Below are 17,813 nucleotides of genomic sequence, written 5' to 3'. Positions count from 1 at the left end.
AAGGGTTTCGGGATGGTGTCAGTCGGTTTCAGCGTAACGCTTTTCAAAAGCCCACACGTCTTCAAAACCCATGAGCTTGGTCAGGTCGGCAAAGTCGTACAAAGGCGTGGCACCCTTGGCCGATGAGCCGGTGTCCTTGAACTGCTGGTAAACCTGCGTCATGGCCTGCACACCCGCCAGCAAGGCGGTGACCGGGAAGATGGCGATCTTGTAGCCCAGGGCTTCCAGCTCTGGCTTTGTCAGCACCGGGGTGCGGCCTTTTTCGACCATGTTGGCCACCAGCGGCACGTCAAAGCTTTGGCCAATGCGGCGCATCTCTTCTTCGGACTCGGGTGACTCGACAAACAAGATGTCGGCACCGGCTTTGGCGTAGGCCTCAGCCCGGCGCAGCGCTTCGTCCAGACCCAGCGTGGTGCGGGCATCGGTGCGGGCGATGATCAAAAAGTCTTTGGACTCGCGCGAATCGACGGCCACCTGGATCTTGCGCACCATGTCGGCCATGGGGATCACGCGGCGGCCCGGCGTGTGGCCGCATTTTTTGGGGAACTCCTGGTCTTCGAGCTGGATGGCGCAAGCGCCTGCAGCTTCGTAACCCCGGATGGTGTGGCGCATGTTGAGCAAGCCGCCGTAGCCGGTGTCGGCATCGGCGATCAAAGGCGTGCGGGCCATGCCCGCCATGGCCGTGACGCGACCGACCATGTCGCTGTAGGTGGCCAGACCCGCGTCGGGCAAACCCATGTGCGAGGCCACGGTGCCGTAGCCGGTCATGTACAGCGCATCAAAGCCGAAGCTGTCGGCCAGGCGCAGCGACACCATGTCGAACACACCGGGGGCGACCACGAGGCCGGGCTGGTTCAAACGCGCACGCAGCGCAGAGGTTTTTGTGTTCATGAGGCAAAAAGGAATGAAGAGTGTTCAAATGACGAAATTCAATTTCGTCATTTCATCAGAAGAGCACCCCATGAATCTGCACTTAAGCGACAAGCATGTTTTGATCACCGGCGGCAGCAAAGGCATTGGCCTGGCCTGTGCCCAGGCTTTTTTGGAGGAAGGGGCCAAGGTCACGCTGGTCTCGCGTGACACGGCCAATCTGAAGAATGCGTTGCAAAAACTGCAGGCCCGTTTTGCTGCCGATCGCATTCACACCGTGTCCGCCAATTTGCGCGATGCAGGCGAGGCCCTGACAGCACTGAACTCGGCAGAAGCCGCATTCGGTCCGGTCGATGTTTTGGTCAACTCGGCGGGCGCTGCCAAGCGTACACCCGCACCCGAGCTGACGCCTGAGGCTTTTGCCGATGCCATGCAAGCCAAATACTTCACCACCATCCACATGCTCACGCCCACCATCCAGCGCATGGCCCAGCGTGGCCAAGGCACGGTGGTGAACGTGGTGGGCAACGGCGGCAAAGTGGCCAGCCCGATCCACCTGCCTGGCGGCGCAGCCAACGCGGCCCTGATGCTGGTGAGCGCCGGCATGGCGGCCGCTTATGGGCCACAAGGCATCCGCGTGAATGCGGTGAACCCCGGACTGACTTTGACAGACCGCCTGCAAGAGGGCATGGCAGCCGATGCGCGCCTGAAGGGCATCGACACCGAAGAAGCCATGGCACAAGCCGTGGCCAAAATTCCACTGGGCCGCATGGCCGAGCCCGAAGAAATTGCCAACGCCGTGCTGTTTCTGGCCTCGTCCAAAGCCAGCTACATCACCGGCATTTGCATGAGCATGGACGGGGCGCTGAATCCGATCGTGGTGTGATGCGGCGCTTGTGTTCACACGCGCTTGTGCTGGCGCTGGCCCTGGGCACTTTCGCGGCATGGCCTCCGGCGCAAGCCCAGCCTGCACCGCTGCAAACCGTGCCCTCGGTCGATGTGCCGCGCTACATGGGCACCTGGCACGAGATCGCCAAGTACCCCAACTGGTTCCAGAAAAAATGCGCCAGCAGCACGCAGGCCACCTACACGCTGCAAGCCAATAGGCAAGTGCAGGTGCTCAACCGCTGCAAAACCGACAAGGGCGAATGGAGCGAGGCCTTGGGCGCGGCCCGGCAAATCGGGGGGCCGACCTCACCCCAGCTCAAGGTGCGTTTTGCACCCGAGTGGCTGTCGTTCATTCCGCTGGTGTGGGGGGATTACTGGATCATCGATCTGGACCCGGACTACCAATGGGTGGTGGTGAGTGAGCCCCAGCGCGAGTACCTGTGGATTTTGTCGCGCACGCCGCAAATGCCTGCGGCCACCTACCAGACCTTGCTGGCCAAGCTGGAGAAGCTGGGCTTCGACCTTAAAAGAATCGAAGCCAGCAAGCCCTGAGAGCTTTCGCGCGCGGGGCTGAATTGCCACAAGAAAAGAGCTTGAAGGTCAGTGTGCTGCTTCGGCCACGCGCACTTGGCCCGCTTCGCTGGCCTGCAGCCAACCCTGGTCGGCTGCATCTTGCGCCAGTTGCGCGATCAGGGCGCGGGCATCGGCATTGACCCAAGCCACAGGTTGCAAGCGCAATGCAGCGTCCGAGAAGTGGTGAACCACCTCGGCCACATCGTCAGCATCCAAAGCAGTGGGTTTGTAGACCGGGCTACAAGGCGCTTTTTGGCCCAAGGCCCGATAAAACACCGCCGCCAGATGGCTTGATGCGCCATACACGCTGCGCTGCTGGCCCGCGGCGGTCACGCGCAGGGTGTAGCCGTATTTGCCTTTGACGCACTCGGCCTGGGTGATGTCTTTCAGGGCGAAGTGGTGCACCAGGTTGCCGCTGTCGTTTTCTGAAATCAGCAGGTTCTGATCGGTCAACAACCATAGACCGCGACCGGCCAACACCACGCGGCCCAGCACGTAGCCGAGCACACGCTCGCCGGGCTGGATGTGGTCTCGCATCTGGTCCACATCGGCTTGCTTGAGCAGGTGCGCACCATAGGGGTTGTGGCCCTCGATCAGCAGTTCGCTCAGTTCGTTGCCGTTTTTCAAAAAGTCCAGCCAGGCCATAGAGGTCTCCAAATAAGCCGTGCATGTTCGGTCATGGCGGGATGGGCAGACGCCCCGACCTGTGAATAGACCCACAAAACGCCGGGGTATTGCCAAAAAACCCGTGGCAACTCACGGCCATTGCCCCACCCCCTGCGCCCGGGACGGGCCTGACCCAAACTGCGGCCTGTCTTTCATTGCCCACCATGTTCAACCCCGCCCGTTATTTACCGCCCCGCAAGCTTGGGGACTGCCCTGTGCTGAGCCCGCTGACCGAATCGCTTTCGGCAACCGTGAAAGCCCAGCTGGGCCAGCGCGTGCGGGCCATGACCGGGGCCACGGGGGATGCGCGGGACTTTCTGCAGCCTGCGGGCGACCCGGGCCTGTTCGGGCCCGATTCGGCCGCCTGGCAGGTACATGCCCACTTTGTGGCCATGATGACCGGGGGTTTGTCGTCGCTGATGCTGCAGGCCCTGCACCCCCGGGCGCTGGCCGCCGTTTGGGACCACTCCAGTTTTCGCACCCAGTTGCAGGCGCGGCTGGGCCGCACCGCCTTGTTTGTGGCCACCACCACCTACGGCGGCACGGCAGCCGCCTTGCAGACCATCGAGCGGGTCAACCGCATCCACGCGCAAATTCGCGGTACGCTGCCCGACGGCACGCCCTATGTGGCCAATGACCCGGAGCTGATCCGCTGGGTGCACCTGGGCGAGACCACCAGCTTTTTGCGGGCTTACCAAGACTTGTCTTTGCAGCCTTTGCCCACAGACAGGCAAGACCTGTACTTTGCTGAAATGGCGCAAATCGGCGAGCGCCTGGGCGCCCACGACTTACCGATGACGCGCCACCAGGCCCTGACGCAGCTGCAAGCCTTTCGACCGGAGCTGCGGGTGGACGAGCGCACGCGGGAAACGATTGCCCTGATCGAACACTACCCGTGTGCGCCGCTGGACAGGCCCTTGATCGGTCTGATCGTTCGAGCCGCCTTCCAGATGCTGCCCGACTGGGCGCTGGACATGCTGGGGCGCGAACGCAGCTGCCCCCTGGAACAAGCCGCGGTGCGCACCGCCTTGCAAGGCATGGGTGCATCGCTGGCCTGGGCCTTCGCCGACACGGGTGTGGCGGCACGCGCCCGTCAGCGCATGGCGCCAGGTTTCAAGGCTGCTGAATCGTCTCCAAATACATGAGCAAAGACACGATGCGGTTGCGCGCCGACCACTCGGCGGTACGGGGCGAATCGCTGGGCTGGGTCATGGCGCGGGCCTTGAACTCGTTGCCCCACACCGGCATCTCACGCGAGCCGTGCGGGCCGGTGTCGCCTGACCAGCGGCCATCGATCACCTCCCACATCAACTCCTGCGGAAACTTGCCGCCGTTGCGCTGCGCAATCCGCGTCAGATCGGATGGCGGCTTGACCAGAAATGATTGCACCGGGCCATCGCCCTTGCCCGATGCGCCGTGGCAGCTGGCGCAGTTGTCCTTGTAATCCACGCGGCCCAGGCTGACCGAGGTCTGCGCCCACGACGCGGCCGTGACGCTGAGGATGCTGGCGACCACGCAGCGGCAAATGGTTTGTGTGTTCATCTTGGCTCCTGTTGTTTTGCAAGAGCCTCATCATCGGGACCCAGGCCCGCAAGGTCTGTGCGCTGGCACGCCCAAACCACGGTTATCTGCTGTGGGAGCGCGCCACTGCGCGCGAAAACCTTCGGCCGCAGGGGCGGCCTCCCACAGGGGTGTCTGTGGTGGATGCGCAGGCCATACGCCAGATACCGTCAAACCGGTAGGCCGATTCCCGGGAGCCATCGCAGTGTGTCAATGTGTCGCGCTTCAGTTCAGCGTGCCGCCGCTGATGGCCGCGTCACCCAGCCCCTGCTGCCGATGCGCCACCAGCAAGGCCAGGGCCTGCTGCACGCCCGCCACCTGCACAGCGGCAGGCCAGCTGGGCAAGGTCGGCCCGGGCCACTGGGCGGCTTGCTCGGGCAAGAGCGGCAAGTGCATGAAGCCGCTTTGCACACCCCGCCCGGCCAGCGTGTGCTGCAAGGCATAAAACACCTGGTTGCAGACAAAGGTGCCCGCCGTTTGCGACACCGAGGCCGGAAAACCCGCCGCCTTCAAATCCGCCACCAAAGACTTGATGGGCAAGGTGCTGAAGTAGGCTGCAGGTTCCCCCGCAATCACCGGCACATCGATGGGCTGGTCCCCCGCGTTGTCGGGGATGCGGGCGTCCATGACATTGATGGCCACGCGTTCGACCGAAAAATCACAGCGCCCCTCGGCCTGGCCCAGCGCCAGCACGATGTCGGGGCGGTACTGTGTCAGGGCTTGTTGCAAAGCGGGCAGCGCCTGCGCAAACACGCAAGGCAGCTGCACCGCCGTGACCTGCGCCCCAGCGATCACCGCACCCTGCAAGGCACGGGCCACCTCCCACGACGGGTTGAGGCTTTGCCCGCCAAAGGGCTCGAAACCCGTGACCAGGACACGCATGAACACCGGGCCTTTCAGGCGTTGAAGATCGACACGGTTTTGGTGTTGAGGTAAGCCTCCAGCGCCTCGGGGCCGCCTTCAGAGCCGTAACCGGAATCCTTCATGCCGCCAAAGGGCAGCTCGGGCCAAGGCGCAGCGGGCTGGTTGACCCAGAGCATGCCCACGTCCAGGCGCTGGCTGAGCTGGTGCATGGTTTTCATGGAGTTGGTGAAGGCGTAACCGGCCAGGCCAAAGGGCAGGCGGTTGGCTTCGGCAATCGCGTCTTCGATCTTCTCAAAGCTGCGGATCGCGGCAATCGGACCAAAAGGCTCGTTGACCACCACATCGGCATCGAGCGGCACATGCGAGAGCACCGTCGGCGCAAAGAAGTTGCCTTGCGTGCCGATGCGCTCGCCGCCCGTGAGCACCTTGGCGCCTTTGGCGCGGGCGTCCTGCACGATGGCCTGCATGGCGGCCAGGCGGCGATCGTTGGCCAGCGGCCCCATCTGCGTCCCTGCGGCCAGGCCGTCGCCCACCTGCAGGGCCTGCGCTTGCGCGGCAAATTGTTCGGCAAAGGCGTCGGCAATGCTGTGGTGCACCAAGAAACGGGTGGGCGAGATGCAGACCTGGCCCGCGTTGCGGAACTTGGCCGCGCCTGCGGTCTTCAGGGCCAGCGCGATGTCGGCGTCTTCGGCCAGGATGACCGGGGCGTGGCCGCCCAGCTCCATGGTCACGCGCTTCATGTGCTGGCCCGCCAAGGCGGCCAGTTGTTTGCCCACGGGCGTGGAGCCGGTGAAGGTGATCTTGCGGATCAGCGGGTGCGCGATCAGGTAGTTCGAGATCTCGGCAGGTGTGCCGTAGACCAGACCGATGACGCCCGCAGGCACGCCCGCATCATGGAAAGCGCGGATCAGCTCGGCAGGGGCTGCGGGCGTTTCTTCGGGCGCTTTGACGATGATGGAGCAGCCGGTAGCCAAAGCGGCAGACATCTTGCGCACGGCCTGGTTGATCGGGAAGTTCCAGGGCGTGAAGGCGGCAACAGGCCCCACGGGCAACTTGAGGACTTGCTGCTGCACCTGGATGTTGCGTGGCGGCACGATGCGGCCATACACGCGGCGGCCTTCTTCGGCAAACCACTCGATGATGTCGGCGGCCGACATGGCCTCGACTTTGGCTTCGGCCAGGGGCTTGCCTTGTTCTTGGGTGAGCAGTTCGGCAATTTGCGGGGCGCGTTCGCGCATCAGGGCTGCGGCCTTGCGCATGATCGCGCTGCGCTCGTTGGCGGGCACATCGCGCCACAACTCGAAACCCTTTTGCGCGGCTTGCGCAGCCCGCTCCAGGTCGGGGATGCCGGCATGGGCCAGGCGGCCGATTTCGGTGCCGGTGGCGGGGTTAAACACGGCCAGGGTGCGGCCGCCTTCGGCATCGCACCATTGGCCATTAATGAAGAGTTGGGTGTTGGGGTAAGTCATAAGGCGTCCAGTGGGCAAACAAACAAAAAAGCCATTGTGGCGGGAAACCGGGCGCGTGCCGTCAACACTGTGACACGGCACGGGATGAAGGGTCATACCCCTTGCAGAGCAAGCGAGAGGTGCTCGATCAGCACATTCACCCGGTGCGGGATGTAGCGGTTACTGGGCAAGACGGCGTAAATGCCCAGCGGCGGGGCCTCAAAGTCCTGCAGGATCTCGACCACTTCGCCGCTTTGCAAAAAGGGCTCGGCAATGAAGTCGGGCTGCAAGGTGATGCCCATGCCCTGTGCGGTGGCCTGCACCAGGGCCAGGCCGTTGTTGGCCTGGATGCGGCCGCGCACCGCAAACGACTGCAGCTGGCCTTGCACACGGTAGGGCCAGCTCGCCCCCTTGGGGCTCATGGAATAAACCAGGCACTCGTGGTGACGCAACTCCTCGGGGTGGCGCACGCTGCCGTGTTCAGACAGGTAGGCGGGCGAGGCCAGCGTCAGCAAACGGCAATGCCCCAGGCTGCGCACGATGTCGCCGGGCTGCAGGTCAGCGGTGATGCGGATCGACAGGTCAATGCCCTCTTCGATCAGGTTGGCCCGCTGGTCCGAAAAGTCCATCAGCAGCTCGATGTGCGGCTGCGCTTTGGCGAACGCAAGCAAGGCGGGCATGAGCCGCTGCAGGCCAAAACTCAGGGGCAGGCCCAGGCGGATGCGTCCGCGCGGCACGGCTTTTTCTTCGTCCAGGCTGGACTCGGCGGCGTCCACCATGTTCAGGATGACACGGCATTTTTCGAGGTAGGCCGCGCCCGCAGGCGTGAGGGTCAGGCTGCGAGTGCTGCGCGTGATGAGCTTGACGCGCAGGTGCTTTTCCAGCGCCGCGATCTGGCGCGTGACCACCGAACGGGCCACCTGAAGCTGGTCGGCCACGGCGGTGAATGTGCCCGCTTCGGCCACACGCACAAAGATTTGCATTGCATCGAGCTTGTCCATTGTTGCTGATTCTGCAACAAGACAGGGCCGGGCTCGGTCAAGCGGTAAACTGAATGAAAAATATCGGAGATCGGCCCCATGAAACTGCACTACATCGCCAACCAGCACATCGCCCCGGCATCGGGCCAGGACATCCCGGTCATCGACCCCTCTACCGGTGAGCAGTTCGACGCCATCGCCCGAGGCAACGCGGCCGACATCGACCGCGCCGTGCACGCCGCGCGCGACGCCTTCCAAGGCGACTGGGGCCGCCTGAGCGCCACCGAGCGCGGGCGCCTGCTGCAGCGCCTGGCCCAGCACATGCTGGCCCACATCGACGAGCTGGCCGCCATCGAGTCACGCGACTGCGGCAAACCCACCACGCTGGCGCGCGGTGACGTCACAGCGGTGGCGCGCTACTTCGAGTTTTACGCCGGGGCCGCTGACAAACTCATGGGCGAGACCATCCCGTTCTACAACGGCCACACCGTGTTCACCCTGCGCGAACCGTTTGGTGTGACGGGCCATGTGATCCCCTGGAACTACCCGCTGCAGATTTTTGGCCGCAGCGTGGCGGCCTCGCTGGCGGTGGGCAATGCCTGCGTGGTCAAGCCCGCCGAAGACGCCTGCCTGTCGATCCTGCGTGTGGCCGAGATGGCGGCCGAGGTCGGCTTCCCGGCCGGGGCACTGAACATCGTCACCGGCTACGGCCACGAGGCGGGCGACCTGCTGGTGCGCCACCCGGGGGTGGACCATGTGTCGTTCACCGGCTCGCCCCGTGTGGGCCAGCTGGTGGTGCAGGCGGCGGCCGAGCACCATGCGCCCGTGACGCTGGAGCTGGGCGGCAAGTCGCCCCAGATCATTTTTGGCGACGCCGACATGGACGCCATGACCACGGTGGTGACCAACGCCATCGTGCAAAACGCCGGTCAAACCTGCTCGGCGGGTAGCCGCGCCTTGGTGCACCGCCCGGTGTACGAGGCGGTGGTCGAGCGCCTGGCCAAGTCCTTTGCCGCCACCCGCACCGGTCCGGCCAGCATGGACCTCAACTGCGGCCCCTTGATCCGCGAATCGCAAATGCAGCGCGTGCGCAGCTTTGTGGAACTCGCCAAGAGCGATGGCCTGCCGATCGCCGCACAAGGCCAGCTGGTGCACGAAGCGCCAAAAGGTGGCTTTTACCAGGTGCCCACGCTGATCCGCGACGTGCCGATCGAACACCGCATCGCGCAAGAAGAAATCTTCGGCCCGGTGCTGGCGATCGGCCCCTTTGACGACGAAGACCACGCCATCGAACTGGCCAACGGCACCGAATACGGCCTGGCGGCAGCGCTGTGGACGCAGGACGGCGGTCGCCAGCTGCGCATGGCGCGTCGCCTGCAAAGCGGCCAGGTCTTCGTCAACAACTATGGTGCGGGCGGCGGCATCGAGCTGCCGTTTGGCGGCGTCAAGGCCAGCGGCCACGGCCGCGAAAAAGGCTTTGAAGCGCTCTACAGCTTCACCACGCTCAAGACCGTCACCATCAAGCACGGCTGAACGCCGTTGGAGCCACACATGCAAAACCCCCGCATCGGCATGATCGGCCTGGGCCTGATGGGCCTGGGCATCGCCACCAACATCGTCAAAAAGGGCTTTGCCCTCACCGCCATGGAGCACCCGGGCAACCAGCCCTTGGGCGAGCTGATCGCTGCGGGTGCCCAAACCGCGCCGACCGCCCAAGCCGTGGCGCAGGCCAGTGACATCGTCATCCTCTGCGTCAACGGCTCGGCCCAGGTCGAAGCCATTTTGGCGGGCGACACCGGCTTGCTGGCGGGCTTGCGCGCAGGCATGACGGTGATCGACTGCTCCACCAGCATCCCCGCGTCCACCCAGCAGGTGGCGGCCACGCTGGCCCAGCATGGCGTGCGCTTCATGGACGCCGCCATGACCCGCACCCCCAACGAAGCCATGCAAGGTCGCCTGAACCTGCTGATCGGCGGCGATGCGGCGCTGCTGGAAGAAGTGCGCCCCCTGCTGTCCACCTTTGCCGAAAACATCGTGCATGCCGGAGGCGTGAGCGCGGGCCACAGCATGAAGCTGCTGCACAACTTCGTCTCGCTCGGCTCGGTCACGCTGCTGGCCGAAGCCGCTGCGTGCGCACGCCGCTCGGGCATCGACGACGCGGTGTTTGTCGAGGTGCTGGAAAAAGGTGGCGGCTGGGGCGCGGCGCTCGAGCGCCTCAAGCCCTACCTGCTGCGCGGCGAAACCTCGGGACTGCGTTTTTCGATGGGCAACGCCCTCAAGGACCTGGGCTACTACGCCGACATGGCCCGCGAAACCGGCTCACACGACGCCGCCGCCCAAGCCATGCAGGCCACGCTGGCTGCGGCCTGTCAGTCGGTCGATCCGCAAACCCTGCTGCCCGAACTGGTGGGCCAGTTGGCCAAGGGCGCACTCAAGGCCTGAGGCCGGCCGCCCACAAGTTCATTGTGGGCGCGAGCCCCCGCTCGCGAATCTGCGCCGAAGAATCTGCATGCATTCAGTCGCAGGGGCGGCCTCCTACAAATACTGGCATCACGCGCAGGGACAGCCCCCTGCTGATTCCCCACCCAAAGCTGTTCTGCCCTTCAATTGTTGCAATCAATGCAACAAGCATTTGTAGATTTGCTACTTTTTCTAATCGATTGAAGCACCTAAAGTTCGATCCATCGGTGGCACAGCAAGCTGTTTTGGCGCCACCCCTTTAACCCGGACTTGTACCGAACTTTTCATTGCCCACCACCATGACCGCCCCACGCTCTGTCCTGTTTGTGCCCCACGGCTCCCCCATGTTTGCCCTGCATCCAGGTGCGGCGGGCGCGGCCATGACGCAGGTGGCGGCGCAGCTGGGCACGCCCCGCGCCATCGTGGTAGTCAGCCCGCACTGGGAAACGGCGGTGCCCACGGTCGGTTTTGCCACCCGGCCCGAGACCATCCACGACTTTGGCGGCTTTGACCCGCGTCTGTACGAGATGCAATACCCCGCGACCGGCTGCCCCGAGGTGGCCACCCAAGTGGTGAACGCCCTGCAAACGGCGGGCCTGCCCGTGGCGCAAGACGCCCTGCGCGGCCTGGACCATGGCGCCTGGATTCCCCTGCGCCAGATGTTCCCCGACGCCGATGTGCCGGTGGTGCCGCTGTCGGTGCAAAGCCACCTGGGCCCCGAGCACGCCTACCGTGTGGGCCAGGCACTGGCCGGTCTGGCGCAGCAAGGCATTTTGGTGCTGGCCTCCGGCAACATCACGCACAACCTGCGCGACTTCATGGTGGTGCGCATGCAAGGCGGCGCGACGCCCGCTTATGTGCAGACCTTCGCCGACTGGATCCACACCCACATGACCGAGCGCGATGTGCCCGGCCTGCTGGCCTACCGCCAGCAAGCCTCTGGCCAGCGCGCCCACCCCAGCGACGAACACCTGCTGCCGCTGTTCACCGCCCTGGGCGCGGCGGGAGCCGATGCGCAACCCGAAGCGTTTTTCCGGGGCATCAGTGACCACGTCATTGCCATGGACGGCTACGCCTTCCACTGAGCCGAACTTTTCAAGAGATTGCACCGCATGAACACGCACTACACCCGCACCGCCAAAAGCCTGCACTGGCTGATGGCCCTGATGATTTTCGGCCTGCTGGCCCTGGGCTTTTACATGAGCGACCTGCCCCTGTCGCCCGCCAAGCTGCAGTACTACTCCTGGCACAAATGGGCCGGCGTGACGGTGTTCGCACTGGTCTGGCTGCGCCTGGCCTGGCGCGTCACCCACCGCCCACCCGCACTGCCGGACAGCCTGTCCGCACCCATGCAATGGGCAGCGCACGCCGGACACTTTCTGCTCTATGCACTGATGATCGCCATCCCCTTGAGTGGCTGGCTGATGAGCTCGGCCAAAGGCTTTCAGACCATCTGGTTCGGCGTGCTGCCCATCCCCGACCTGATCGGCAAGGACAAGGCGCTGGGTGATCAACTGGCCCAGCTGCACTGGGCTTTGAATGTGGGCTTGCTGCTCTTGATCGCAGGCCACGCAGCGGCAGCGCTGTGGCACCACGTCGTGCACAAAGACGACACGCTGCGCCGCATGTTGCCGGCCCGCTGAAAGCCGAACGCTCATAAAAAAAGGAACCCCATGAACACCGTTTTGAAATCCCTGTTGGCCCTGTCGGTCGCCGCGCTCGCCTCGCAAGTGCAGGCCGCGCCTTACCAATCCATCGTGCCGGCCAAAAGCAGCATCACCTTCCAGTTCAAGCAAATGGGCGTGAGCGCCGATGGCCGCTTCAAAAAGTTCGCCGCGCAAGTGAACTTTGACCCGGCCAAGGCCGAACAAGGCAAGGCCAGTTTCGAAGTCGAGCTGGCCAGCGTGGACACCGGCTCGGGCGAAGCCGATCAGGAAGTGGTGACCAAATCCTGGTTCAACGCGGCCGCTTTCCCCAAGGCCCAGTTTGTGAGCAAACAGATCAAACAGACCGCGCCCAACCAATACGAAGTGCTGGGCACGCTGAGCATCAAAGGCCAAAGCCGCGAAGTGAAGTTTCCCCTCAAGCACACGCCCCAAGGCAAGGACGGCCTGCTCACAGGCGGCTTCACCCTCAAGCGCGCCGACTACAGCATTGGCGAAGGCATGTGGGCCAAGTTCGATGTGGTGGCCAACGACATCCAGGTCAACTTTTCGATCACTGCGTCACAGGGCAAATGAACAAGTCCAAGGCATGGACCCCCGATCGAGTCGGGGGTGACAGCGGGATAAAACCCGATCAAGTCGTGGGTGACCGTGGCTTGTCGTACCCGTCCCCTTGTCATACCCGCGAAGGCGGGTATCCATCGCAACCGAAGGCATGGACCCCCGATCAAGTCGGGGGTGACGATGGTTTGTCATGCCCGCGCATGCGGGTATCCATGCCCCCTGAAACATTTCTTTTTTCTCTCCACTCACTTTTTTTCAACAGGAGCTTTCTCATGACATCTTTCAAAAAACTCGCTGCCGCTTTGGCCTTCGCATCGGTGGCCGCCGGCTCGGCCCTGGCTGCACCCGTGACTTACAACGTGGACAGCTCACACACTTTCCCGCGTTTCTCGTACTCGCACTTCGGCCTGTCCACACAGCTGAGCAGCTTCAGCAACACCAGCGGCAAAGTGGTGTTTGACGCCGAAGCCAAGACCGGCTCGGTGGACATCACCATCGACATGAAGTCGGTCAACACCGGCTTTGCCGATTTCAACGGCCACATCCAAGGTGAGGACTTTTTGGACACCGCCAAGTTCCCCACCGCGACCTTCAAGTCCACCAAGGTGGTGTTTGAAGGCGACAAGCCCAAGGCCATCGAAGGCAACCTGACCATCAAGGGCGTGACCAAGCCCGTGACCCTGCAGGTGACCCGCTTCCTGGCCATGCCTCACCCCATGATGAAAAAGCCGGCTCTGGGCGCAGACGCAGTCACCACCATCAAGCGCACCGAGTTCAACGCCGGCAAATTCGCGCCTTATGTGGGTGACGAGGTGCGCATCGACATCGCCATCGAAGCTGTCGCACCCTGAGCTTTTTCGCTCAAGCAATCCAAGCCACCCAGGGCATCCCGGGGTGGCTTTTTTTTATTGCAACGGCCGCACCTACCCATCGTTATAGCACTTGAGGCAGAGGCGAATTGACCGTCCGATCCATGGCCGCAGGAACCTGGCTTTTCTAACATCGAAGCTCATTTCTTTCAGAAGCCTTGTAACCCCATGCGACCCGACATACACCCCTGAATGGGTATGGGTTGCGTCCTGCTGTGGAGACCACAATGTCCTTGTTCAAGAAAATTTTGGTGCCGCTCGACGGCAGCCGGACCGCCAGCAAAGCGCTGGATTACGCGCTCAAGCTGGCGCAAGCCGACCAGGCCGAGTTGCGTCTGGTGTACTGCATCGACGAGCTCTCATTGCTGAGCAACCATGAATACTCGGGCGAAATCGCGCAGTTGGCGCGGGAAAACGGTCACAAGGTGTTGGAAAGCGGCATGGCGCTGGCCAGCACCGCCAAAGTGGAGGCCGACACACGGCTGATCGACCGTGTGGGGCAACGCCTTGGCGAATCGGTGGCCGACGCCGCAGACGAATGGGGTGCCGATCTGGTGGTGATCGGCACCCATGGCCGCCGGGGTATAGGACGGGTTCTGCTCGGCAGTGGTGCCGAGCAGGTCATGCGCATGTCACCCGTGCCGGTGCTGATGGTGCGGGGTTTTGATTGACCCACGCACTAGAGGACTGAAGGTCAGTCGATCTTCGCCCCCGAGGCCTTGACCACCTGCGCCATGCGCACATAGTCCGCAGCCAGCAGTTTGGCAAAGTCGGTATTGCTCATGTCGCGTGGCTCGATGCCTTGCTTGTCCAGGCGCTCCAGGATCACCGGGTCCTTGAGCAGCTTACTCACCGCCGCATGGATGCGGTTGGCATGCTCTGCGGGCACGCCTGCGGGACCCAACAAACCAAACCACGAATCGAACTGGTAACCCGGCAAGCCGCTTTCGGCCAGCGTGGGCAGGTCGGGCAGGTATTTGCTGCGCTTGGGCGAGGTCACGCCCAGCAAACGGATGCGGCTGTCCTTGGCAAAGGCCAAAGCGCCGATGCTGGCAGCGATGACCGCTTGGGCACGGCCGGAGATGACTTCGTTGATCGCCTCGCCCGTGGCCTTGAGCGGCACATGCACCACATCGATGCCTGCCAGGCCCGTGAAGTACGCCATGGCCAGGTGCGTGGCACTGCCCACACCAGCGCTGGCGTAGTTCATCTTGCCGGGGTTGGCCTTGGCGTGGCGGATGAATTCGGCCGCTGTTTTGGCGGGCACGTCGGGGTGCACCATGAGCACATAGCTGGCGCTGCCGATGTGGCCCAGTGGCGCAAAGTCTTTTTGCGGGTCGTAGGTCAGCTTGGTGTACAGCGAGCCAGCAATGTTGTGGCTGGCCGCGGCCATGACCATGACCGAACCATCGGCTTCGGCGCGGGCCACATAGGCGTTGCCAATCGTGCCACCTGCGCCCGCGCGGTTTTCCACGATCACCGTTTGACCCAAAGCCGCCCCCATCTCGACCGAGAACGAACGCGCCAGGATGTCCTGCACACCACCCGGTGCAAAAGGCACCACGATGCGCACCGGTTTGGTGGATTGGGCCTGGGCCATGCCCACCGCCGACAGCAAAGCCGTGCCCAAGCTGGACGCCAAAAGTTCACGCCGTTGAATCATGTGTGTTTCCTTGAAAAGTTTTCTGTTCATTCAAAAATCAGGCCACGCACACCCGGTCGGCCAGGCGGCGCATGAAGCGCTCGCACCAGGCCAGTTGTTCCAGCGTGACCCATTCGTTGGGCTGGTGCGCCTGCGCAATGTGGCCGGGGCCGCAGACGATGGTGGGCACACCCGCCTGGTGAAACAGAGCAGCTTCCGTGCCAAACGAGACCTTGCCCGCACCGCTGGCCGGGTCCACGTCGGCGCAGTCAAAACTCAGCTGCGCGATCTCACTGTCGGCCGCCGTAGCAAAGCCGGGCAACACCGATTTGAGTTCGTGCGTGATGCCCGTGTCGGGTGCGACGGCCTGCATGGCGGGCACCAGGCTCTCGCCAAAGGCCTTGGCCCGTGCAAACAGCTCTTCGGGCGTGTTCATGTGGTGGTGGCGAATCTCCCAGGTCACCTCGCACTGGCGCGGGATGATGTTGAGCGCCGTACCCCCTGCGATCACACCCGTGTGGATGGTGGTGTGGGGCACGTCGTAGATCGGGTCGAACGGGCCGTTTTGCGCCAGTTCGCGGTGCATGCTTTTCAGGTGAGCAACAAACTCGCAAGCGATCTCGACCGCGTTCACACCCAGCGGTGTGAGGGAAGAATGCGCCTCAAAACCGTGCACCGTGGTTTTGTACGAATGCTTGCCTTTGTGCGCAATCACCACCTGCATACCGGTGGGCTCGCCCACGATGCAGCCTACAGGCTTGAAGCCCTGGGCCTGCATGTCGGCGATCATGCGGCGCACGCCGATGCAGCCGACTTCTTCGTCATAGCTGAAAGCCAAATGGATCGGGCGCTTGAGTTTTCTTTTCAACAACTCGGGCACCATCATCAGACAGATCGCGCCAAAACTCTTCATGTCGGTCACGCCGCGGCCGTACATCTTGTCGCCTTGAATCACGACCTTGAACGGGTCGGTGTCCCAGGGCTGGCCGTCGACGGGCACCACGTCGGTGTGGCCCGACAGCACCAGGCCGCCGATTTTGGTTTCGCCGTCGTGCGCAGGCAGCGTGGCCCAGAGGTTGGCTTTTTGGCCGCTGTCGTCGTAGGTGCGGCTGCAGGCAATGCCCAAGTCCTTCAGGTAAGCCTCGGTCCAATCCAGCAAGGCCAGGTTGCTGTCGCGCGAGACGGTGGCAAAGGCGATCCATTTTTCGATCAGGGGCAGGGCGGCCAGGTCGGTGGCCTGGACCGAGGACAGGGCAGCTTGAGGAAGCGGGGCGTTCATGGGGGACTCCGTTCAAAAGGGGTTCCAACTGGGGCGCCTGATCTTACCGGGCCAAGCGCCCGGCCGCGTCACCTTGCCGACATGGGTCGGCTGCGGCTGCCTCTAAAGTGGCTATGCAGCCCTCCCTCAACCTCTGGAGTCTCCATGGCCATTTACGAACTGCGCACCTATTCCGTGATTGTCGGAAAAATGTCCGAAATCATCTCGCACTACAAAAACGAGGGCTGGCCTGCGCTGGCCAAGCACCCGCCAAAACTGGTGGGCTATTTCACAGGCGATGTGGGTGCCTTGAACGAGCTGATCCATGTCTGGAAGTTCGACGACGACGCCGACCGCCGCGCCTTTTGGGCCGGGGTGTTTGCCGACCCGGAATTCATGGCCTTTGCCGCCAAGATCCGCCCGCTGATGCGTGAGCAAAACAACAAGCTCATGCTGTCGGCACCCTGGGGCCCGCAACCCTGAGCCGCTTGGGTGGCCGCATGCGCCGCCCAGGCTCGGTCTTCACTGCACCAGGTAGCCCCCATCCACGGGCAAGATCACGCCCGTCACAAAGCGGGCTGCCGGGCTGGCCAAAAACAGCACCGGATCGGCCACTTCTTCGGGCTGGCCCCAGCGGCCCATGGGCGTGCGGCCCACGATCTGGGCGCTGCGCGTCGGGTCGTCTTGCAAGGCCTGCGTCAAGGGCGTGGCGATCCAGCCCGGGGCCACCGCGTTCACCCGGATGCCGTCGACCGCATAGGCAATGGCCAGCGACTTGGTCAGCTGCGCCACACCGCCCTTGCTCGCGCTGTAGCCCGGCGTCGGGCTGCTGCCAAAAAAGCTCAACATCGAGGCGATGTTGACGATGCAGCCCTGGCGGGCTTTCAAAGCGGCACGCGCCGCAGCGCAGGCGCGCATGGTCCCGTTCAGGTTGATGTCGACGGTTTTCGCAAACACCTCCGGGTCATGCTCGACACCGCGCTGCACGATGCCCGCGCAATTGACCAAGACATCCAGCTCGGTGAATTCGCCCAAACTTTTTTGCACCTGTTCGTTGTGACGCACATCCAGCACCTGAAATGCGATGCGTTGGTTGGCGGGCAAAGCCTGCGCCGCCGCAACCTCGGCGGGCGTGGCCCCTGTGGCCGTCACACGCGCCCCCGTGGCGGCGAATGCCCGGGCAATGGCTGCGCCAATGCCGCTGGTGCCCCCGGTGATGAAAACTTGTTTGACGGTGTCCATGCCGCATCTCACTTTCTGGGTTTTGAGAGTCCAGCTTACAAGGGCATGCAGGGTTTGCGCTGTCACCCAAGGGCGTGGGAGACAGGTTGGGCGATGGGTTGGGGCGGGTTGATGGTGGGGACATGGATTCCCGCATGCGCGCATATGCGCTAACTTAAAATATCAATTTGAGATATGCTCTTCTCCATTGCGTATGGAAGGAGAAGGCCATGGAGTGCTCGGTGCAGCCGTCGGAATTTGTTCGCCTCGATGAGGACTGGCAGCT

At 63.4% G+C, this 17,813-nt stretch carries 20 protein-coding genes; 11 read left to right on the top strand and 9 right to left on the bottom strand.

All coding sequences use genetic code 11. The features are described from left to right. Positions 1-18 precede the first annotated feature (18 nt). The gene (locus B9Z34_RS05875) at positions 19-891 is read right to left on the bottom strand and encodes an oxaloacetate decarboxylase (RefSeq protein WP_108427193.1); all 873 of its coding nucleotides are present in this window, start codon (positions 889-891) and stop codon (positions 19-21) included. Between the two features lie 70 nt (positions 892-961). On the opposite strand from B9Z34_RS05875, the gene B9Z34_RS05870 reads away from it, so the two are divergent. Continuing rightward, positions 962-1,756 carry an SDR family oxidoreductase gene (locus B9Z34_RS05870; protein WP_108427346.1) on the top strand — a complete coding sequence of 265 codons (795 nt, stop codon included), beginning with the start codon at positions 962-964 and terminating at the stop codon, positions 1,754-1,756. After that, positions 1,756-2,310 (top strand): lipocalin family protein, encoded by a 555-nt coding sequence (locus tag B9Z34_RS05865; RefSeq protein WP_108427192.1) that lies wholly within the window; start codon positions 1,756-1,758, stop codon positions 2,308-2,310. Before B9Z34_RS05870 ends, B9Z34_RS05865 begins: the two co-directional genes overlap by 1 nt. A 48-nt stretch (positions 2,311-2,358) precedes the next feature. Here the strand turns inward: B9Z34_RS05865 and B9Z34_RS05860 are convergent, their stop codons facing one another. Continuing rightward, positions 2,359-2,976 (bottom strand): hypothetical protein, encoded by a 618-nt coding sequence (locus B9Z34_RS05860; protein WP_108427191.1) that lies wholly within the window; start codon positions 2,974-2,976, stop codon positions 2,359-2,361. Between the two features lie 185 nt (positions 2,977-3,161). Here B9Z34_RS05860 and B9Z34_RS05855 point away from each other — a divergent pair, with 185 nt between their 5' ends. Continuing rightward, positions 3,162-4,142, top strand: coding sequence for an oxygenase MpaB family protein (locus B9Z34_RS05855; RefSeq protein WP_108427190.1), 981 nt, complete (start codon positions 3,162-3,164; stop codon positions 4,140-4,142). Here the strand turns inward: B9Z34_RS05855 and B9Z34_RS05850 are convergent. The 4 genes from B9Z34_RS05850 to B9Z34_RS05835 form a co-directional block, all read right to left on the bottom strand. Next, positions 4,111-4,539 carry a c-type cytochrome gene (locus B9Z34_RS05850; RefSeq protein WP_108427189.1) on the bottom strand — a complete coding sequence of 143 codons (429 nt, stop codon included), beginning with the start codon at positions 4,537-4,539 and terminating at the stop codon, positions 4,111-4,113. The genes B9Z34_RS05855 and B9Z34_RS05850 overlap by 32 nt on opposite strands. A gap of 243 nt (positions 4,540-4,782) precedes the next feature. After that, positions 4,783-5,439 carry a pyroglutamyl-peptidase I gene (pcp, locus tag B9Z34_RS05845; protein ID WP_108427188.1) on the bottom strand — a complete coding sequence of 219 codons (657 nt, stop codon included), beginning with the start codon at positions 5,437-5,439 and terminating at the stop codon, positions 4,783-4,785. Positions 5,440-5,453: 14 nt separating this feature from the next. Then, complete coding sequence (locus tag B9Z34_RS05840) at positions 5,454-6,890, bottom strand: NAD-dependent succinate-semialdehyde dehydrogenase (protein WP_108427187.1); 1,437 nt, start codon at positions 6,888-6,890, stop codon at positions 5,454-5,456. Positions 6,891-6,982: 92 nt separating this feature from the next. Continuing rightward, entirely contained in the window at positions 6,983-7,852 is an 870-nt protein-coding gene (locus tag B9Z34_RS05835; RefSeq protein WP_233249443.1) for a LysR family transcriptional regulator, read from the bottom strand. 96 nt (positions 7,853-7,948) lie between these two features. Between B9Z34_RS05835 and B9Z34_RS05830 the strand changes: the two genes are divergently transcribed. The 7 genes from B9Z34_RS05830 to B9Z34_RS05800 all read left to right on the top strand — a co-directional run bounded on the left by B9Z34_RS05830 (position 7,949) and on the right by B9Z34_RS05800 (position 14,077). Further along, positions 7,949-9,382, top strand: a complete 1,434-nt coding sequence (locus B9Z34_RS05830; protein ID WP_108427185.1) for an aldehyde dehydrogenase family protein — start codon at positions 7,949-7,951, stop codon at positions 9,380-9,382. Between the two features lie 18 nt (positions 9,383-9,400). After that, positions 9,401-10,291 carry an NAD(P)-dependent oxidoreductase gene (locus B9Z34_RS05825; protein ID WP_108427184.1) on the top strand — a complete coding sequence of 297 codons (891 nt, stop codon included), beginning with the start codon at positions 9,401-9,403 and terminating at the stop codon, positions 10,289-10,291. A gap of 317 nt (positions 10,292-10,608) precedes the next feature. Then, the gene (locus B9Z34_RS05820; RefSeq protein WP_108427183.1) at positions 10,609-11,394 is read left to right on the top strand and encodes a class III extradiol ring-cleavage dioxygenase; all 786 of its coding nucleotides are present in this window, start codon (positions 10,609-10,611) and stop codon (positions 11,392-11,394) included. A 27-nt stretch (positions 11,395-11,421) separates the two neighbouring features. Further along, complete coding sequence (locus B9Z34_RS05815; protein WP_108427182.1) at positions 11,422-11,952, top strand: cytochrome b; 531 nt, start codon at positions 11,422-11,424, stop codon at positions 11,950-11,952. A gap of 30 nt (positions 11,953-11,982) precedes the next feature. Beyond that, complete coding sequence (locus B9Z34_RS05810) at positions 11,983-12,549, top strand: YceI family protein (protein ID WP_108427181.1); 567 nt, start codon at positions 11,983-11,985, stop codon at positions 12,547-12,549. Between the two features lie 260 nt (positions 12,550-12,809). Next, complete coding sequence (locus B9Z34_RS05805) at positions 12,810-13,388, top strand: YceI family protein (RefSeq protein ID WP_108427180.1); 579 nt, start codon at positions 12,810-12,812, stop codon at positions 13,386-13,388. Positions 13,389-13,633: 245 nt separating this feature from the next. Beyond that, positions 13,634-14,077: a universal stress protein gene (locus tag B9Z34_RS05800; protein WP_369907588.1), complete on the top strand. Its 444-nt coding sequence runs from the start codon at positions 13,634-13,636 to the stop codon at positions 14,075-14,077. Positions 14,078-14,100: 23 nt separating this feature from the next. Here the strand turns inward: B9Z34_RS05800 and B9Z34_RS05795 are convergent, their stop codons facing one another. Together B9Z34_RS05795 and argE are read right to left on the bottom strand one after the other, a co-directional pair. Continuing rightward, positions 14,101-15,069: a tripartite tricarboxylate transporter substrate binding protein gene (locus B9Z34_RS05795; RefSeq protein WP_108427179.1), complete on the bottom strand. Its 969-nt coding sequence runs from the start codon at positions 15,067-15,069 to the stop codon at positions 14,101-14,103. Positions 15,070-15,106: 37 nt separating this feature from the next. Continuing rightward, positions 15,107-16,327: an acetylornithine deacetylase gene (gene argE / locus B9Z34_RS05790; RefSeq protein ID WP_108427178.1), complete on the bottom strand. Its 1,221-nt coding sequence runs from the start codon at positions 16,325-16,327 to the stop codon at positions 15,107-15,109. Positions 16,328-16,471: 144 nt separating this feature from the next. Between argE and B9Z34_RS05785 the strand changes: the two genes are divergently transcribed. Beyond that, positions 16,472-16,789, top strand: coding sequence for an NIPSNAP family protein (locus B9Z34_RS05785; protein WP_108427177.1), 318 nt, complete (start codon positions 16,472-16,474; stop codon positions 16,787-16,789). A gap of 39 nt (positions 16,790-16,828) precedes the next feature. Here B9Z34_RS05785 and B9Z34_RS05780 read toward each other — a convergent pair whose 3' ends face one another. Continuing rightward, positions 16,829-17,548 carry an SDR family NAD(P)-dependent oxidoreductase gene (locus B9Z34_RS05780; protein WP_108427176.1) on the bottom strand — a complete coding sequence of 240 codons (720 nt, stop codon included), beginning with the start codon at positions 17,546-17,548 and terminating at the stop codon, positions 16,829-16,831. Positions 17,549-17,813: the final 265 nt, after the last annotated feature.

The sequence above is a fragment of the Limnohabitans sp. Hippo3 genome (assembly GCF_003063665.1).
Taxonomy (GTDB): Bacteria; Pseudomonadota; Gammaproteobacteria; order Burkholderiales; family Burkholderiaceae_C; genus Limnohabitans_A.
The sequence above is the reverse complement of the archived record's forward strand: the minus strand, read 5'-3'. Positions and strand labels throughout refer to the sequence as shown.

Excerpts from the sequence above, each read along its gene's own strand:
- B9Z34_RS05875 (WP_108427193.1), bottom strand. The coding sequence starts at position 891 with ATGAACACAAAAACCTCTGCGCTGCGTGCGCGTTTGAACCAGCCCGGC.
- B9Z34_RS05830 (WP_108427185.1), top strand. The coding sequence starts at position 7,949 with ATGAAACTGCACTACATCGCCAACCAGCACATCGCCCCGGCATCGGGC.
- B9Z34_RS05825 (WP_108427184.1), top strand. The coding sequence starts at position 9,401 with ATGCAAAACCCCCGCATCGGCATGATCGGCCTGGGCCTGATGGGCCTG.
- B9Z34_RS05815 (WP_108427182.1), top strand. The coding sequence starts at position 11,422 with ATGAACACGCACTACACCCGCACCGCCAAAAGCCTGCACTGGCTGATG.
- B9Z34_RS05860 (WP_108427191.1), bottom strand. The coding sequence starts at position 2,976 with ATGGCCTGGCTGGACTTTTTGAAAAACGGCAACGAACTGAGCGAACTG.
- B9Z34_RS05780 (WP_108427176.1), bottom strand. The coding sequence starts at position 17,548 with ATGGACACCGTCAAACAAGTTTTCATCACCGGGGGCACCAGCGGCATT.
- B9Z34_RS05795 (WP_108427179.1), bottom strand. The coding sequence starts at position 15,069 with ATGATTCAACGGCGTGAACTTTTGGCGTCCAGCTTGGGCACGGCTTTG.
- B9Z34_RS05850 (WP_108427189.1), bottom strand. The coding sequence starts at position 4,539 with ATGAACACACAAACCATTTGCCGCTGCGTGGTCGCCAGCATCCTCAGC.
- pcp (WP_108427188.1), bottom strand. The coding sequence starts at position 5,439 with ATGCGTGTCCTGGTCACGGGTTTCGAGCCCTTTGGCGGGCAAAGCCTC.
- B9Z34_RS05800 (WP_369907588.1), top strand. The coding sequence starts at position 13,634 with ATGTCCTTGTTCAAGAAAATTTTGGTGCCGCTCGACGGCAGCCGGACC.
- B9Z34_RS05805 (WP_108427180.1), top strand. The coding sequence starts at position 12,810 with ATGACATCTTTCAAAAAACTCGCTGCCGCTTTGGCCTTCGCATCGGTG.
- B9Z34_RS05840 (WP_108427187.1), bottom strand. The coding sequence starts at position 6,890 with ATGACTTACCCCAACACCCAACTCTTCATTAATGGCCAATGGTGCGAT.
- B9Z34_RS05820 (WP_108427183.1), top strand. The coding sequence starts at position 10,609 with ATGACCGCCCCACGCTCTGTCCTGTTTGTGCCCCACGGCTCCCCCATG.
- argE (WP_108427178.1), bottom strand. The coding sequence starts at position 16,327 with ATGAACGCCCCGCTTCCTCAAGCTGCCCTGTCCTCGGTCCAGGCCACC.
- B9Z34_RS05810 (WP_108427181.1), top strand. The coding sequence starts at position 11,983 with ATGAACACCGTTTTGAAATCCCTGTTGGCCCTGTCGGTCGCCGCGCTC.
- B9Z34_RS05855 (WP_108427190.1), top strand. The coding sequence starts at position 3,162 with ATGTTCAACCCCGCCCGTTATTTACCGCCCCGCAAGCTTGGGGACTGC.
- B9Z34_RS05865 (WP_108427192.1), top strand. The coding sequence starts at position 1,756 with ATGCGGCGCTTGTGTTCACACGCGCTTGTGCTGGCGCTGGCCCTGGGC.
- B9Z34_RS05835 (WP_233249443.1), bottom strand. The coding sequence starts at position 7,852 with ATGCAAATCTTTGTGCGTGTGGCCGAAGCGGGCACATTCACCGCCGTG.
- B9Z34_RS05785 (WP_108427177.1), top strand. The coding sequence starts at position 16,472 with ATGGCCATTTACGAACTGCGCACCTATTCCGTGATTGTCGGAAAAATG.
- B9Z34_RS05870 (WP_108427346.1), top strand. The coding sequence starts at position 962 with ATGAATCTGCACTTAAGCGACAAGCATGTTTTGATCACCGGCGGCAGC.